Below are 16,879 nucleotides of genomic sequence, written 5' to 3' on the forward strand. Positions count from 1 at the left end.
GTGACGCTGAATCCACAACCGTCGTCGAGAGATATCGAATACCTGTTAAAACGGGGAGTCTCGCTGGTGGAGAAGGAAGCGGACATGCGCCGCTTGCTATTAGAAGGAAATAAAGGCGAGCCCTTGCGAGTGAAACTGGGCGTGGACCCAACTCACTATGATCTGACTATTGGGCATGCGGTTGTGTTCCGTAAGCTGCGTCAGTTTCAGCGGCTAGGCCATAAGACGGTCGTAGTGATTGGTGACTGGACGGCTCGTCTGGGAGATCCAAGTGGTCGTGTCGAAGCCCGTAAGGCGTTGACAGCCGAGCAGGTCAATTCGAACGCAGCCACCTATCTGGATCAATTCTTTAAGATCGTTGATCGTGAGAAGACCGAGGTTCGCCGTCAGACCGAGTGGTTTGACAAGTTTACGCTTGCAGATACCTTGAAGCTGCTGGGTTACAAGACCGTCGCTCAGATGCTGGTGCGCGAAGATTTCTCGAATCGCTACAAGAGTGGGACCGAGATCTACCTCTCAGAATTTATGTATCCCTTGCTGCAAGGCTATGACTCAGTGGCACTACGCTCGGATGTTGAGCTAGGTGGAACCGATCAGACCTTCAACCTGCTGGTGGGGCGTGAGCTCCAGCCAATCTTTGGTCAGTCACCGCAGCAGATCATGACCCTTAATCTCATCGTGGGTCTGGATGGCGTCAAGAAGATGGGCAAATCGCTTGACAATTATATCGCCATGACTGCGCCCGCTAATGACATGTTCGGGAAACTGATGTCTCTTCCGGACCAGACCATGCGCTCCTACTTTGAAGCCCTGACCGATGTTGAGGATGAAGAGCTGGATGAATTTGATCGGAAGATAAGCGAGGGCAGCATTAATCCGCGCGATATCAAGCTGCGTATGGCTCGTGAGATCGTTACTGAGTTCCATTCGTTGGCCGATGCTCAGGAGGCTCAGGAAGCCTTTGTGCGCCAATTCTCTGAGCGTAAGCTGCCAACCGATATTCCCGATTACCAGTTGGATGCACCCAAAAATATCGTTGAGGTTATCGTAAGTGCTGGTCTGGCTGCCAGTAATAACAAGGCTCGCGAATTGATCAAACAGGGTGGTGTCTCGCTCTTTGCAAAAGGCGAGAGTGGGGAGTCCGAGAAGATCACCGATAGCGAGTTTACCGTTGATGTGATTAATGGAGCAATCCTTAAGGTTGGAAAGCGCCAGTATCTGCGCATTAAAGCCTAGAGAAGGCTTCTGGCACGTTTGGGTGCACCTGGAACGCTTTTTTGTGTGCTTGTTTTCTGCTCTTGTTTTCTGCTAAGGAGGGCATCTTCATGCCATATGCAACCATTGGTGTTATTGGGGGAACGGGACTCTATCATATGGAAGGGATGACGGACGTTGAGGAGATCGCCGTCTCAACGCCCTTTGGTGACCCGAGCGATGTGATTACAATAGGAAAAGTTGACGGCGTAGCGATGGCTTTTCTGCCGCGCCATGGACGGGGTCACCGTATCAGTCCCAGCGAACTGCCAGTACGTGCGAACATCTGGGCCTTGAAAAGCCTGGGTGTAGAGTGGGTCATCTCGGTCAGTGCGGTTGGGAGCTTGCGCGAAGAGATTGCGCCTCGCGATCTGATCATTCCCGATCAGCTCTTCGATCGCACAAAGAGCCGCGTCAACAGCTTTTTTGAGCAGGGAATCGTTGCGCACTGTTCGTTTGCTGAGCCCTTCTGTCCCGATCTAAGCAAACTGCTGCTGAAAACGGCGCAGGAAGTGGATGATGTCAAGGTCCACGCAGGGGGCACCTATGTCTGTATGGAGGGGCCACTCTTCTCAACGAAGGCGGAGTCCAATATCTATCGAAAGCTGGGCTGTGATCTCATTGGGATGACCGCGCTCCCCGAAGCCAAGCTGGCACGGGAGGCTGAGCTCTGCTACTCCATCATCGCCTGTGCAACCGACTATGATTGCTGGCATGAATCCGCTGAAGCCGTGACAGTTGAGATGGTTGTAGCCAATCTGAGCGCCAACGTCGCCAATGCCCAGCGCATCCTCCGAAGTGTCGCCCAGAAACTGTCAGCCTCAGAGCATCAGCATACCTGTAACTGTGGTAGCGCATTGCATAATGCCATCATGACTGACCCGAGCAAAATTTCAGCCGATGTCAAAGAAAAGTATCAGCTCTTAATTAGCAAGTATATCTCTTGACAACCCGGTCGGATAGGTGTAAAATAAGGCCATCTCAAGCGGAAAGAACATTCCAAATGAGGTGGACCGATTTTCATCCGGTCCTGTCGGTTGGCGTAATTGGGTCCTGTGCGGCAGATGTCTGTGAACCCCGCCAGGACCGAGAGGAAGCAACGGTAAATAGGCCGCTCTGGGTGCCACAGTGTTGCCTGATTACGCTAACCGGCAGGACCGGGTGAAAATCGGTTTTCTATGTCAATTTTTACCTTCATTTTTCTTCTGGCAGCGGTGGGCTAGTGGCCCGTCATGAGGATATACCAGGCGGGAGTTTTAGTATGGCCTCACAATCTCTCTACCGCAAATGGCGCTCGCAGACCTTTGGCGATCTCGTCGGTCAGGAGCCTGTCATTCGCACACTCAAGAATGCTCTGGCTAGCGGCAATCTCGCGCACGCTTACCTCTTCACTGGCCCCCGTGGTACGGGGAAGACCAGTACAGCACGCCTGCTAGCAAAAACAATTAATTGTCCCAATGCAACACATGGCGAGCCCTGCAACATCTGTGAGCAGTGTCGCGAAATTACGGCTGGCAATTCTTTTAACGTGATTGAGATCGATGCTGCCTCGAATCGTGGTATCGATAGTATTCGCGACCTTCGCGAAAAAGTAATGATGCCGCCTTCAACTGGTAAATATAAGATCTATATCCTCGACGAAGCGCATATGCTGACCGTTGAGGCCTTCAATGCTCTGCTCAAAACATTGGAAGAACCCCCTCCTCACGCTATCTTTGTGATGGCAACCACCGATGTGCATAAGATGCTCCCTACTGTGCTCTCACGCTGTCAGCGCTTTGATTTTAAGCGCATTACCACACGTCAGATTGTCGAGCATCTGAAATTTGTCGCAGGTGAGGAGCAGGTCAGTCTTGAGCAAGGAGCAGCCGAATTGATTGCGCGGGCGGCGTCAGGCGGCATGCGCGATGCCCTGAGCCTGTTGGATCAGGCCATTGCCTATGCGGGCCAGAGTATTGCCCTCACGCAAGTTCAGGCCATGCTAGGTGTCGCCGATCCACGAGCGATTCAGAAATTTATTACGAGCGTGGCTGAGCTCAATAGTGCCAGGGGGCTCCATCTCATCAATGAGTTGGCTGAGGCGGGAGCAGATCTGCGCCAGGTGAATACACAGACTGCCGAGTATTGGCGAGCTATGATGTTGTCGAAAGCGGGAGCCAATATTGCAGAGATTCTGGATAACACACAGGATGAGATAAACGAGATGAGCCAGCTCGCACAGCAATTTCAGCTAGAAGAGCTGACCGAATGTGCGCGTGTGTTTGCTCAGAACGAACTGGTGCAGAAAAATCAAGGCACGCCTCAATTGGGCCTGGAGCTGGCCCTGCTCTCCTGCATCGAGATTCATAGGCGAGGGTCAGCCACTACAAGTGTGCCAACGAGCGTCAGGCCAGCTCCAACGCAAGAGCGCAGAGCTGTCCCGCCTCCCCAACCCGCACCAGTAATGGCTCGCGAACCAAAACTTGAACCTCGCCCGGAGGCTGCTCCTGAATCATCGCCAGCGCCTCGCCCGGAGGTTGCTCGCGAACCATCACCAGTGCCTCGCCCGGAGGCTACTCGCGAACCGTCACCAGTGCCAATCAAACAAGAAGGTAAGCCAGTTGTCGTGAAGGACGTTGAGCCCATTCTGATCGAGGATGAGTTTGTGGATGACAGTGTCTGGGATGACCAGCCACTACGAGATGAAGATGAGCCAATCTTTGCTCCCTCAGTGCTGGAATCCTTGCCACCTCCTGTACAGATCAGACCAGGAAACGAGCCACCTCCTGTACAGATCAGACCAGGAAACGAGCCACCGCAAGAGCCCGTCACAGAGCCTCTGGATACTGGTCCCGGCCTCAGCCTTGACGAGGTGAGAGAGCGGTGGGAATATGTCAAACGCCGCGTCAAGACGAAAAAAGATGGCCCAAAGGTTGCAGCCTTCTTAAATGGGTACACAATTGTTGAAGTGCAGGGGAAGAGCGATCTGGCGGTGGTCGTCATCCGAGCTATCGCAGATTTCCACTATAATGCGCTGCAAAAGAATGAGTATCAAGAGATTATCAACTGGGCCTTAAAAGTTGAGCTGAACCAGGAATGTCGTGTGCGAATCTTGCCACCTGGCTCATCGGGTGGGATGGGAGGGGGCGCGGTTATTCCGCCACTGCCGCGAGATCCACAGGGAAACCTGTCCAATAGTATCTACTCATTGTCTGGACAGGCGTCGGCGTATACTGAAATGGCGACTGTGCGAAAGCAATCGGTTTCAGAGCGGCCAGCAAGTAGTATAAGCTCAGCCGCGCCATCGCCTGTGCGGACCACATCTTCTGCTCAGCCGCAGGCTACCCTGGTGCAAGAAGTGGTTTCAATCAAGCAAGAGCAGACAGCGACCCCTGTTGCGACACCTGCCTCACCACTTGCCAGAACAGCGAATGTGAGAGAGAATAGTAGTCATGGGTCAACTGCTCTTGCCGGATCGACCTCAGGATCACGTCAACAGACGATCGAAAAGAAAGCCAAGAGTGATCCCATTGTCAAAGAGGTCATACGCATATTTCGAGCAGAGTTAAAAGATATTCAACCAAAGTAAGGAGATAAAAATGGGCTTTAATATGAAAGAGTTGCAGAAGATGCAACAGAAAATGCTGAAGATGCAGGAAGAGCTGGAGTCAACCCTCTTCACAGGGACGGCTGGTGGTGGAGCAGTGAGCATTACCATGAGCGGAAAATATGAGATTACCGCCGTCAAAATTGATGCTGATGCCTTTAGTGCGGATGATATTGAAGAGCTAGAGGTGATGGTGAAAGCCGCTTCAAAGGATGCTTTCGATAAAGTAACGGAAGCTCAGCAGAAGCTGGTCACTAGCGCCACTGGTGGAATGAAGATTCCTGGATTATTCTAAACTATGAGTGATGTTGCACCTCCCGTGGCAGCTCTGGTCGAAGAGTTCTCAAAGCTGCCAGGAGTCGGCGTAAAGACGGCTCAACGTCTCACCTTTTATATCTTGCGCAGTCCTACTGATCAGGCTCGCCGTCTATCGGAAGCGATTATGCGTGTCAAAGAGAGCATTATTTATTGCTCGCGCTGTTTTAATATTACTGAGACCGATCCCTGTTCGATCTGCCGTAACGGCAATCGCGATCAGGAGATCATCTGTGTAGTGGAAGAGCCACTTGATGTGCTGGCATTAGAGAAGACAGGCGTCTATAAAGGACTGTATCACGTCTTGCATGGAGCTCTATCTCCCTTAAATAATGTTGGGCGTAAAGATATTCGTATCGATGAGCTCTTGAAGCGCCTTGCAGAGGGCAGCACACGCGAAGTGATTCTCGCCACCAACCCGGGCTTTGAAGGCGACTTTACCGCCGATATTATCAAGCGAGGGATCAAAGAAGAGCTTCGGCTCCCCCATCTTCAGGTAACATCTCTTGCTCGTGGGCTTCCTTTAGGGAGTGACCTTGAATACGCCGATGAAGGAACGCTGAGCCGAGCTCTTGAAGGTCGGCGCGAACTCTAGGGATGCCTGCCGGGCATCCCTTTTTCTTCTCTGCCGACCTTTGTAATCTTCACCCCCGTAGTATATACTAAAGAAGAACGGAGAAAAGCGGCTCAATGCATTTCTTGGGTTAATACTCAAGAAATGGGAATTTAGGTAAGCCAGTAAGCACTACAACTTGACACTCTGTTCTAAGTATGGTACTCTTGTTCTACTTCCGGGAAATGGATGGGGGAGCAGAACCTATTTCCGACTCTGAACCTTTGCGAAAGAATAGAGACATATACGAGAGCGCAAGGGTAGAGTGCGGCAGCACAGAAACGCGATCCTACGTATGCCGTATCCCCTTTCAACGAAAAACGTGTTTTGAGAAGATTCTTCTGTGAAGATTGAAAAAAGGAGAGATGCAGGGGTGAGAATGCAGAGATCCTCTGTTTCGCATCGTCCTGTAGGAGAAAACTCATGGTAAAAAAGGAAAAAGCTTCTGTAGATCGCAATACGACGACGGTGAACACAGCGGGTATGAGTGAGCGCGATAAAGCCATTGAGCTCGCTTTGTCACAGATTGAGCGCCGTTTTGGCAAGGGTGCGATTATGAAGCTGGGGGATGCTGCGAAGGTACAGATCGAGGCCATCCCTACTGGTTCCATTGCTCTGGATCTGGCGTTGGGGGTGGGTGGTATTCCACGTGGCCGTATCACCGAGATCTATGGCCCTGAATCCTCTGGTAAGACAACCCTCTGTCTGCATATTATTGCCAATGTCCAGAAGGCCGGTGGGTATGCGGCATTTGTGGATGCTGAACATGCATTGGACCCTGTGTATGCTGCTCGTCTGGGCGTTGATGTGAATAACCTCCTGATCTCGCAGCCTGATAATGGTGAGCAGGCTCTGGAGATTGTTGACTCTCTGGTGCGCAGTAACGCGATTGATGTCATTGTGGTTGACTCTGTAGCTGCCCTGACGCCACGCGCGGAGATTGAAGGCGATATGGGTGACTCCCATGTTGGTCTACAGGCTCGTTTGATGAGCCATGCCCTGCGTAAATTGACTGGTGCTATCAATAGCTCACATACGACGGTTATCTTTACCAATCAGTTGCGCGAGAAGATTGGCGTGATGTTTGGAAGTCCCGAGACCACCACTGGCGGTAAGGCTCTGAAGTTCTATGCTTCGGTTCGTCTGGATATTCGCCGTACCGATACGATTAAGCAGGGGCAGGATGCTGTCGGTAGCCGTACCCGTGTGCGTGTGATTAAGAATAAAGTGGCTCCTCCCTTTAAGACGGCAGAGTTCGATATTATGTACAGTGAAGGTATTTCGCGCGAAGGCGGCTTGATCGATCTGGGTCTGGAGATGGGCCTGGTGAAGAAGAGCGGCGCATGGTTCACTGTTGGTGATATTCGCCTGGGTCAGGGCCGTGAGAACGCGAAGGAGTTCCTGCGCCAGAATACTGATGTGGCTACAGCGATTGAAGATCAGATTCGTGGAAATATGCTGGCCTTCAAAGCTGGTGAGATTGAGAGCGTGGAAGAGGAAGAAGAAGAGCCAGCAGAAGCACTGGCAGCTGAGGCTGAAGAGTAGTCATCTCTCTTTTCGCTCTCCTGAATGCACCATGTTCACTCCTCTATTGCTTATCTGGAAAGGATACTATGGAGGGGCTACCATAGCGGAACTCCACCATTGAGGAAGGAGACGCCCTACTTGTCATATTATATTCTGCACTATTTGGATATAAAATGACGTCAAGTAGGGCGTCTCTTTCCTCTCTTCCTATTCCACAATGTGAGCCTCGCCATGGCTTAATGGGAAAATGGAAACTAGGAACGGATATTATAGAGGGGCTGGCATAGCGGAACTCCACCATTGAGGAAGGAGACGCCCTACTTGTCATGTTATATTACGAACGAAAAAATATATGGTGCGCTGTAAAGTAACTTGTCTCCTTAGAAGAAAAATACTCTCCTTCTTGATTACATGACATGTATAACTATAATGATTTTATGCTTCTGTTTCATCCTCTTCAAGAGTATTTGTGTTCTTTTCAAGAATTTGTGGAAGCTTCTGCTCCAATTCGGCTGGTGGCAGATGCACGAGAGGGCGCTCCTTTGTAGAGAGCAGAGGATCGAGCTCTTCACCTTCGATCAGATCTGGTTCTAGAACCTGTGCCACTGGTTCCCGCTGATACCACCAGGTAGCTCTGGTAGCTGGATCAATCTGCCCCAATTCACCTGTATCTGCATTGTTCATGCTCCAATCCAGGAGCGCTTCCTCAATAGGGATTTCATAGCCAGCCTTCAGGCTCAACTTCCATTTATGTTCCATAACTGCAAAGTAGGCGCGCATAGGATCTTGATCAACCGTCAGACGTTGACGCAACAGCAGAATGGTAGGCAGATGATACCGTTCATACCAATCTTGAGCAGCTTCCTCCAGACGGATACTCGATCCCGCTTGATTGCTGAGAATCGCCTGATGTCCGAGCAGAAGATTAAAGAAGCGTCGGGCATAATTGCGGGGTATCGTAATATGAAGGAGCTCATAGATCTGCCGCTGATATGAGCCAGGCAGAACAGCACTGACGCGTTTCATTGTTTGTTGTGCCAGACCGATTAATGACTCGCTGGCCTGATTAAATTGTTGGAGCACCTGATGCGCTTGATAAAGAACATTGCCGTCTGGATGAGTAATGCGGTCGTGTTCGCGGCAGACGATTCGGTACCGCTGGCGAAAATATTGATAGTCGCTATCATCGAGGACCTGAACATCTTCAGGCAGCCCGCGAGCCTGGCGAAGATCCTCTGCTTGCCAGGCCAGAGATTCACCAAATTGGGCAAGATCCTGTTCACGTAGCCCTTCGCTTAATGTTTCAGGCCTCAGCTCGGCTGTCTCTGCATCCGCCATAATGGCCAGGATAGCGTTTCCATCAATTCGAATTAAGGCATTGGCGAGCGATGGGTCGCCCCAATAGACCCCATGCTCGTGCAGCTCAACCATTAAAACGGCAACCGCAGATAAGAGCCGTTGTTTGGTTCGCTTTGTGAGTGGGAGGCGATACAATAGGACATGAGGCACGACGCGGGGAGCCAGGCGGGTGATCGTATAGCCACGATCTGCATCGATATACTGACGCATTCCGGCGATAGTAGGAGCCTCAACGACAATAGGTGGAACATGAACTTTGATATACCCTGTGGGGCTAAGAGAGGGAATGCCTCGGCGTTCGATCTCCTGGAGATTGTGAATCTCTTTCTCGGCCATGCGGGGAGTTGTCTCTTTAATGGCATAGCGCACCCCTTGTAGCTCTACAAAGACAACGGGATGGCGTGAATCGCCACGGCGTACCAATAAGAGCTGGACCCCTTGCTGCTCCCACTCATCGAGTGGAAATTGCCAGGGAAGAACGGCCAATCGTCGCTGATCATCGGTACTCATAAAGAAATGGGTCGTGGGGGTTGCCACAGTTCCCTCCCTTAGATATAGCTATTCGCACGTAATTGGACTTATGTTGTGCTGCATCCCAGCATGAACAGCGGTAAGCCTCGTTGAATCCAGCCATTCTGGAACATGCCAGGACATAACTCCATCTTTCGCATCTTGCCCGCTCTGGTCGAACAGAGGGGAAAATAGGCCACCTTTAGATACTGTTAGATAGCTTCTAAAGGTGGTCAGCGAGAAAATCTCAGGCGTTGGGTAAAGCAATCAAACAGCCTTCAAAGCCACGAAGCGTGAAGTGAGAGAGATTGATCTTCCCCTCGCGATCTAATTGGGTTGAGAGCAGGATCTGCCCATGGGCCAGATCAGAGAGAGAGATTGTCTGCTCGTTGGCAGAAAAGTTTAGCACAATCAATGTGCGCTCTCCTGCATGTTCGCGTATATAGGCGAAGCAAGTGCTCGAGACCGCATCCAGCGAGCGATAGCTGCCCTGATGAAGAGAGGCCATGCTTTTCCGTAGGGTGAGCAGGCTGCGGGTAAGGGTAAGCATCGAGTGCTTGTCCTCGCGCTGAACAGCAACATTCATCGTCTTATAGTCGTTAGAAACAGGTAGCCAGGGTTGGACATGAGCGGGGCTGAAGCCCGCGTTGGGAGTTGCATCCCACTGCATCGGAGTGCGCTCGGGATCGCGGCTATCAGCGGGATTATCGCGGCCACGTGGATCATGGATCATCTCCAGTGGAATTATCCCATCCTGCATCCCTAGCTCATCACCATAATAGCAGGTTGGTGTTCCGCGAAGAGTCAAGAGCAACATCTGCGCGACACGAGCCAGTTCTTTGCCTGCGCGGCTAACCACACGAGCATTATCGTGATTGCCCAGCACCCAATTGGGCCAGGCACCTGCAGGCAAGGCCGTCTCATAGGCATCCACGCACGTACGGATCATCTGAGCATTCCATTCGGCCAGACCAATAAATTGGAAGTTAAACGGAAGATGAGCTTCATCCAGGTTCTCACCGTAATACTGCATCAGGCGGGGGACCGGCAGATAAATCTCGCCAATCAGCACACGCTCTCCAAAAGAATCCAGGAGCGTGCGCATCTCGCGGATGATCTCATGTACCTCAGGCTGATCATGCGAATAAACGCTTACGAGACGATCCATAGGAAAATCTCCTTCTTTCCAGTCTGGATTAAGGGGATTGTCTCGCAGCTGACCATCCTTAATGAGAAGCCAGATCACATCAACGCGGAAGCCATCGATACCTCGTTTTAACCAGAAACGCAGAACATCATACATTGCCTGTTGAACTTCAGGATTGCGCCAGTTCAGATCTGGCTGTTTTTCATGGAAGAGATGAAGATAATACTGCCCCGTCTGTTCATCAAAGGCCCAGGCATTTCCCCCAAAGTGAGCAAGCCAGTTATTCGGAGGGCCTCCATTGGGAGCAGGATCGCGCCAGATATACCAATCGCGTTTGGCATTTGTGCGATTAGAGCGTGACTCCTTGAACCAATCGTGTTCATCAGAGGTATGATTTGGTACAAAATCAAGCAGAATTTTGAGATCGCATTGATGAGCTTCGCGAATAAGATCATCCATATCAGCCAGAGTGCCGAACGTTGGATCGATATCACTATAATTGGCGATATCATAGCCAAAATCCGCCATAGGTGAAGGATAGACGGGAGAGAGCCAGAGGGTATCGATCCCCAGCCAGCGGAAATAGTCTAGCCGATTGATGATACCACGCAGATCGCCAATACCATCGCCATTACTATCTTGAAAACTGCGTGGATAGATCTGATAAATCGTGCTTGTTTGCCACCAGGAAGGGATCTGTTGCATGGGAGTACTCCATTGACACAAAAAAGGTTTGTTGGATAAGGTCATCAAGAGGGATCAGGTTTTCTCTATCTGAACAGATCGTATTGTACAGCAATGGAGCAATTTTGAAAATGGAGAGAGTGTCAGGCCCCTTTGATCTGATTTTTTTGCCATTGATGGCGATGGTCAGGGGATGAGTCTTCAAGTGAGTGAGAACGGCGGCGAGGCCCACAAGAATTGCGCTCTATCAGAGGAGTTGCCAATTCAACGCGCGTACCATTGAGTGCTTTGCCCTCGAGCAAGTTTTGCAACATAGTAACGGCGGTCCGTCCCATCTCATAGAGGGGCTGACGAATAGTAGTGAGGCTGGGAGTTATCGTGTGCGCAAGAATAGTCTCCTCAAAACTAATGACACTGACCTCCTCTGGAATACGTATTCCACGCTCATGAAGCGCTCTATAGGCACCCAGGGCCTGTTCATCAGTCTCCGTAAGCAAGGCAGTAGGGGGGTGATCTTGATCAAGCAATTTGCCAGTTTCGACGTACCCAGCATTCAAAGTCGTTGAGCCATAGTGGATCAGGTCAGCATTAAATGGAATCCGGGCCTCTTCCAGTGCTGCTCGGTAGCCTGCGAGACGATCGCGGGTACAGCTCATCGCCTGAGAATCCAGAATAAAGCCAATGTGACGATGGCCTAAAGAATGCAGATACTGTACGGCAGCACGCCCACCAGCCCAGTGAGTCGTACTTACGGACGGGCTATTCGGGCCGAGCTCGCCGGGGCGATCAATAATGACAAATGGCAGACCTTGAGTTCGTAACTGATGCCAATAGCGTTCAGTCTCCTCAGCAAGGACGAGAACGACCCCTTCAACCGAACCATCAATCACCGAATTGAGCCATTGCCGTTCATCGTTCTCAGCAGTATGTGCGCAGGTGAGAGTCAAACGCAGATGAGCTTGCGGCAACATCTCTTCGACGCCACGAAGAATCTCCAGGCAAGAAGGGGCATGAAGCGATGGTACAACAAGGTTCACTAATCCCATGCGCTCCTTCTTTAAAGAGACCGAGATGCGATTTGTTACATAGCCGCGTTCTGCAATGACCCGTTCAACGCGAGCGCGTGTCGCCGCAGAGACATCGGAGCGCTGATTAATGACCTTTGAGACCGTTGCAATAGAGACGCCAGCGGCCGCAGCGATCTGGGCAATCGTGAAGCGTTTATGACTGTAATCTTCCACAAGCATCCCTTCCTTTGTGCATACATACTGTACAGGTCTCCACCATAGTAAAGAGGTAAACTCTTGTTCAAGGATACAATGGGCAAGGAGGACTGTCAAGAAGCGTGTAGCTAAGGAGGTGTCTGAGCAATATGAAAGATCATGAAATTAAATGGAAGCAAAATTACCATAGATGAAAAGAAATGTCAGGCTTTCTACCACCTTTATACAACCAACTTTACTACCATTGTGTTATGGTAAGTAAGAACCTGGACACCTATTTACTCATTTCCGATAATGCGAGAAAACGTACAAAGGAGTGCGAGATCTTCTAGCCTGAAAACATCTGTATTGTTTCTATCTTACTCTTTTTTGATCTGGATACTTTGTTTGTATTCAGACGGGGATCTTTTGTGCTAAAAATGGAAAAAGAGCAAATAGGGATGAAATAGAGGAAATCATGGCAGGGATATTAAAAAGATCTAAGGATCTTAATCAATGCTTGACAAACAAAAAAACAAGTGGTACTCTTAGGGCAGCGAAATAAGTTTCGCAAATAATTTCAATATCTATCTGGAAGAGATTAGTAGACATCAGCGAGGAAGCTGGTGTAGCAGACGAACTAATGACTCTTCGGGTCGACCTCATGCGACCTGGCCTGGATCTTAGTGGTATCGTTATGCTTTTGTATCCCTATGCCCATTTCTGTGCAACCATTAGTCTCGTTGACGAGAAGGAGATCGCATCATGTCCGAAGACACAAAGCTGGAATCATCCACAGTCTTCTCAGAAATCCTTGCAAGGCCTGCACTGACTCGACGTCAGATGCTGCGCACCATGGCGGCAACCAGTGCTGTTGTTGCTGGTGGAGCAGTGCTAGCGGCTTGCGGTGGTACTTCTGGTGCTGCCAATGTGACCCTTAAAGTAGGCACATGGCCCTTTGCCCCGCTACCATCAACCATAACCGCAGCTGACAAAAAGACGCCACGAAAAAAAGTCATAGCGGACGTTTTACAAACATGGTTAGACAACCATAAGAATGTCACCTTAAAGTTCACTGGCATTGATGTTTCGACCGACCAGGCTTTAACCGCAGCAATCCTTGGTAACACGGCACCTGCTATCTATGGTGGTTTTGCTGATGCGTCGCTCCAGGCGGCAGCACTGACGCAGGGCCTGGTAGCTGATGTGACTGATGTGTATAAATCTAAAAAGGTTGATGATCTGATCGCCCCTTATGCGAAGGATCTGTGGCACTCGATTGCAAACCTTGGCGGAAAGTATACCTCGTTCCCTGGAGATCTCTTAAGTGGTGGTAGCGGTTTCTTCTATCGCCGCGATGTCTTCCGCGCGAACGATATTCCAGAGCCAACCAAGGGATGGACCTGGGAAGATGTAAAGGTCATTGCCGCAAAATTGAAGGATATCAATAAAGGCGTCACTGCGATTGGCGGTCCTTCGTATCTGTGTGGGTATTTGATGAACTCTGATCTGCTGGATGCGGGTGGTCCGGTGCAGGGTGGCGGTGGTCTGATTGGTAGCGTGCCTGATCCAGGGACGGGAAGCAACTGGCATTGGAAGATTGATGTCACAAAATGGACTTCTGCCTGGGAGGATCGTATCGGTCTGTTCCGCAGCATGATTAATGACAAGACCGTGTTTGTTGACCCATCCTACTGGGAAGGCTCTGTTGTTGGGCAGTTTGTCTCTGGCCAATATTTGATGGTGCCAGCCTTCTCCTTCTTCTATTCTCTGGGTGGTTTTGGTCCAGCCAAGTTCTCTGATCTACAGAAAAATTATCCAGATAAGTCTTTGGATGATCTGATTGGCTATGCACCATATCCACATGGGGCGAATGGGGCCTGGTCTAGTTCTATTCAGCCTGGTATGGGACAGGTGAGCTTTGATCCTCACTTAAAGTCCGATGGATTGGATGCAATTACAGATCTTTATCTGTATATGTTCTTTGGCCAGGGCTATGTCGATGTACGTGCCAATACCTATAAAGTGACGAAAGATCCCAAGGATGCGTACGATTATATTGCACCGACCAATACCTACTTTAAAAACCCCGACGTCCCTGCCAACGTCACGGTAGAAGCCGCCTGGGGTGAGAACTTTGTCCAGACCTACCTCAATGTTGCGAAGCAGCCCATTATTCCGGCGTATGGTATGTACTTCCCACCTGATGGCAAGACTGGCCCATCAAAAGATACCCATGCTGACTTCCTGTCACGTTTATCGACAACGAATGATCCTATTCCTGATATCTTGAAGAAGTTTGAGGATACGTACAACCAGCAGGCTTCTTCACTGCCATCAGATCTCTCTTCCGATGATTTTAAAGCGGGTGCTCGTAAGTACTATGCAGCCCTGGATAAATTCTGGAAAGAGAACTCCACCAGCTTCTATGTTGGTGTCTGGCAGGAATACTATCATAACGACGTGTTGCCACGCATCTCTTAATGAAGAAGATTTGTTGCTAAAGCATCCTGTTGTCGATCTCCACAGTGTGTTGAGGTGGAGAGAGGGAGAGCGAGAATTTTCTCGCTCTTTTCTCTCTCATTGGTAGAGAAGAAGCTACTACAGATAAAGGAAGTTCATCATGTCCAGCCAGTTTACCGAAGCCTCTTCTGTAACTGAGAAGAGCTCCCTCGCGGCTGCACAATTGCCTCAAGCTTTACGCCGCCGTAATACCATTGAGACCTGGGCATTTCTGATCCCGGGCATTCTGTTCCAACTTACCTGGGGCTGGTTTCCCCTGGTTATGTCATTTATCCTGAGCTTTACAGATGGCAAATTAATCCGCTCGGACCAGTTTGTAGGGTTTGATAACTACAGACATCTGTTAACGGATACGCTGGTTTCAGACACCTATTACAACACGTTAGTGTATTCGGGCCTGGGTCTGGTATTGACCTTTGCATTGCCAATCATCGTGGCTATCTTTATCATGGAGATGCCTAAGAAGATTGTCTATCTGATGATGTTCTTATGGTTTCTGCCTTTAAGTGGCATTACCTCGTTGATTCTGACGAAATATTTTTATGATCCGCACTATGGGCTGTATCAATATATTTTCGTCAATCTCTTACATCTGCCACCACAAAAATTTCTGAGTGATCCACATCTGGTTATGTTCTGGATCGTTTTCCCTTCAGTGCTTTTCTTTGGTCCTGGCCTGTTGTATATGGCCACTCTCCAGGGCATCCCAACCTCATACTTCGAGGCTTCTGAGGTTGAAGGCGCTGGTTTCTGGCGCAAAATCTGGACGATTACGTTGCCACGTCTTCGCCCGATTATCTACCTGTCGTTGCTGTTCGCGATTGTTGGCGCTTTACAGCCCTTTGATGCTCCCCAGATTCTGACCGGCGGTAATCCACCAGAGAGCCGAACAAGCATGATGTATGTCTTTGACCTCATCAAACAGTTCCGCTTTAGCGATGCAGCGGCTCTTTCAACGTTGACTTTTGTGATTTCGATGGGATTGGCAGCGCTGTTTCGGTTAGTCTTTAAAGATGATCCTGACGCGTAAACGATGAAAAGAGAGTAGTACAGATTTACGGACTGTAAGTTTGTCTGGTTGGTCCCACTGTTCTTCATTTTCATTGTAGAGCGTATGTGGACATTAAGAAAGGAGAATCCGATGGCCCTGTTTCCTGCTGTTGGACGCAAGCAGACCCCGATGCGTATTGGATGGTGGGCTGTTGTCCTGGTCTTGTGCGTTGGCATCTTTATGCACATGGTGCCATTTTACTTTATGATCATCACCTCTCTGAAAGAGGGGGCGGAGACGTTACATACTCCACCAACGTTCTGGCCTCAGCATCCGACGTTGCAGGCCTGGAGTAGCGCTTTCCAGATTATTAGTAGCAACTATACGGGAGTTGGCTCGGATGTTACTTTTGTCAGCTTCTTCTGGAACTCGTTGTTTATGACGGGAATGACCGTTATTCTCTCTACTCCCGTGACGGCATTGGCGGCCTATGCCAGTGCAAAATTACTGCGTGGACCATTAGGACGCTGGATCTTCATCTTCTTTATTGGAACCATGCTGTTGCCTGGTAGCGTCTCGCTTGTCTCAAGCTATCTGTTGGTACGCCACTTCCCGTTCCCTTTTGCGATTGTGCCAACGTTGCCAAGTGGTGATGCTTTTCCAACGATTGATCTCACTGATTCTCCCTGGGCTGTCATTGTGCCAGCGATCTTTAATGCAGGCGGGTTCTTCTACTATCGAGCTTTCTTTCAGACTATTCCTGATTCGATTATTCAGTCTGCTCGTGTAGATGGTGGCTCTGAATTGAATATCTTCCGCCGTATCGTGATGCCGATGAGTATCCCTGTCTTTGCGATTGTGATCTCCGGACAGTTTGGCGCGATCTGGGATGGCTACCTCTGGCCATCGCTGGTGATTACCTCTCCTGAAAAGCGGCCTCTTTCAGTGGCAGTGAATGAACTGATTAAGCAATTTAATCAGTCGGGCGCTCTGGACCCATCGCAGGCGTTACAAAATGCTGAAACAGCGCGCCATTATCTTGGTCAAGGACTCACCTGGAGTGGTGTAATGGTCCTTGGTATTCTCCAGTCAATACCTACGTTCCTCTTCTTTGTCCTCTGTTTCCGTTATATGTTGAGCGGTATTCGTATTCGCGGTCTGCGTTAAG

General features: G+C 50.0%; 12 protein-coding genes and 1 other RNA gene. 10 read left to right on the forward strand and 3 right to left on the reverse strand.

The features are described 5' to 3' along the window. Positions 1 to 84: 84 nt before the first annotated feature. From tyrS to recA, 7 genes are all read left to right on the forward strand, one after another. A complete protein-coding gene (tyrS, locus tag EL628_RS09530) occupies positions 85 to 1,236 on the forward strand; it encodes a tyrosine--tRNA ligase (protein WP_126581912.1) in 1,152 nt (383 codons plus the stop codon). An 89-nt stretch (positions 1,237 to 1,325) separates the two neighbouring features. Next, a complete protein-coding gene (gene mtnP / locus EL628_RS09535; RefSeq protein WP_126579722.1) occupies positions 1,326 to 2,201 on the forward strand; it encodes an S-methyl-5'-thioadenosine phosphorylase in 876 nt (291 codons plus the stop codon). 97 nt (positions 2,202 to 2,298) lie between these two features. Beyond that, an RNA gene (gene ffs / locus EL628_RS09540) (signal recognition particle sRNA small type) lies at positions 2,299 to 2,398 on the forward strand. Between the two features lie 117 nt (positions 2,399 to 2,515). After that, entirely contained in the window at positions 2,516 to 4,822 is a 2,307-nt protein-coding gene (dnaX, locus tag EL628_RS09545) for a DNA polymerase III subunit gamma/tau (RefSeq protein ID WP_126579723.1), read from the forward strand. A 10-nt stretch (positions 4,823 to 4,832) separates the two neighbouring features. Next, entirely contained in the window at positions 4,833 to 5,135 is a 303-nt protein-coding gene (locus EL628_RS09550; RefSeq protein ID WP_126579724.1) for a YbaB/EbfC family nucleoid-associated protein, read from the forward strand. Positions 5,136 to 5,138: 3 nt separating this feature from the next. Then, complete coding sequence (recR, locus tag EL628_RS09555; protein WP_126579725.1) at positions 5,139 to 5,750, forward strand: recombination mediator RecR; 612 nt, start codon at positions 5,139 to 5,141, stop codon at positions 5,748 to 5,750. A 501-nt stretch (positions 5,751 to 6,251) separates the two neighbouring features. Then, positions 6,252 to 7,313: a recombinase RecA gene (recA, locus tag EL628_RS09560; RefSeq protein ID WP_245994226.1), complete on the forward strand. Its 1,062-nt coding sequence runs from the start codon at positions 6,252 to 6,254 to the stop codon at positions 7,311 to 7,313. Between the two features lie 417 nt (positions 7,314 to 7,730). Here the strand turns inward: recA and EL628_RS09565 are convergent, their stop codons facing one another. From EL628_RS09565 to EL628_RS09575, 3 genes are all read right to left on the reverse strand, one after another. After that, complete coding sequence (locus EL628_RS09565; protein WP_126579727.1) at positions 7,731 to 9,191, reverse strand: DUF4032 domain-containing protein; 1,461 nt, start codon at positions 9,189 to 9,191, stop codon at positions 7,731 to 7,733. A gap of 220 nt (positions 9,192 to 9,411) precedes the next feature. Continuing rightward, the gene (locus EL628_RS09570) at positions 9,412 to 11,016 is read right to left on the reverse strand and encodes an alpha-amylase family glycosyl hydrolase (RefSeq protein WP_126579728.1); all 1,605 of its coding nucleotides are present in this window, start codon (positions 11,014 to 11,016) and stop codon (positions 9,412 to 9,414) included. Between the two features lie 122 nt (positions 11,017 to 11,138). Continuing rightward, positions 11,139 to 12,236 carry a LacI family DNA-binding transcriptional regulator gene (locus EL628_RS09575; RefSeq protein ID WP_161975377.1) on the reverse strand — a complete coding sequence of 366 codons (1,098 nt, stop codon included), beginning with the start codon at positions 12,234 to 12,236 and terminating at the stop codon, positions 11,139 to 11,141. A 726-nt stretch (positions 12,237 to 12,962) separates the two neighbouring features. Between EL628_RS09575 and EL628_RS09580 the strand changes: the two genes are divergently transcribed. The 3 genes from EL628_RS09580 to EL628_RS09590 all read left to right on the forward strand — a co-directional run bounded on the left by EL628_RS09580 (position 12,963) and on the right by EL628_RS09590 (position 16,878). Continuing rightward, on the forward strand, positions 12,963 to 14,681 hold the full coding sequence (locus tag EL628_RS09580) for an ABC transporter substrate-binding protein (protein WP_126579730.1): 1,719 nt from the start codon (positions 12,963 to 12,965) through the stop codon (positions 14,679 to 14,681). A gap of 139 nt (positions 14,682 to 14,820) precedes the next feature. Beyond that, positions 14,821 to 15,750, forward strand: a complete 930-nt coding sequence (locus EL628_RS09585) for a carbohydrate ABC transporter permease (protein WP_126579731.1) — start codon at positions 14,821 to 14,823, stop codon at positions 15,748 to 15,750. Between the two features lie 111 nt (positions 15,751 to 15,861). Further along, on the forward strand, positions 15,862 to 16,878 hold the full coding sequence (locus EL628_RS09590; protein ID WP_161975378.1) for a carbohydrate ABC transporter permease: 1,017 nt from the start codon (positions 15,862 to 15,864) through the stop codon (positions 16,876 to 16,878). Position 16,879: the final 1 nt, after the last annotated feature.

It is taken from the genome of Tengunoibacter tsumagoiensis (assembly GCF_003967535.1).
Taxonomy (GTDB): Bacteria; Chloroflexota; Ktedonobacteria; order Ktedonobacterales; family Ktedonobacteraceae; genus Tengunoibacter; species Tengunoibacter tsumagoiensis.

Coding starts and splice junctions, on each gene's coding strand:
- tyrS (WP_126581912.1), top strand. CDS start 85: ATGCGCCGCTTGCTATTAGAAGGAAATAAAGGCGAGCCCTTGCGAGTG.
- EL628_RS09570 (WP_126579728.1), bottom strand. CDS start 11,016: ATGCAACAGATCCCTTCCTGGTGGCAAACAAGCACGATTTATCAGATC.
- EL628_RS09580 (WP_126579730.1), top strand. CDS start 12,963: ATGTCCGAAGACACAAAGCTGGAATCATCCACAGTCTTCTCAGAAATC.
- recA (WP_245994226.1), top strand. CDS start 6,252: ATGAGTGAGCGCGATAAAGCCATTGAGCTCGCTTTGTCACAGATTGAG.
- mtnP (WP_126579722.1), top strand. CDS start 1,326: ATGCCATATGCAACCATTGGTGTTATTGGGGGAACGGGACTCTATCAT.
- recR (WP_126579725.1), top strand. CDS start 5,139: ATGAGTGATGTTGCACCTCCCGTGGCAGCTCTGGTCGAAGAGTTCTCA.
- EL628_RS09590 (WP_161975378.1), top strand. CDS start 15,862: ATGGCCCTGTTTCCTGCTGTTGGACGCAAGCAGACCCCGATGCGTATT.
- EL628_RS09585 (WP_126579731.1), top strand. CDS start 14,821: ATGTCCAGCCAGTTTACCGAAGCCTCTTCTGTAACTGAGAAGAGCTCC.
- dnaX (WP_126579723.1), top strand. CDS start 2,516: ATGGCCTCACAATCTCTCTACCGCAAATGGCGCTCGCAGACCTTTGGC.
- EL628_RS09550 (WP_126579724.1), top strand. CDS start 4,833: ATGGGCTTTAATATGAAAGAGTTGCAGAAGATGCAACAGAAAATGCTG.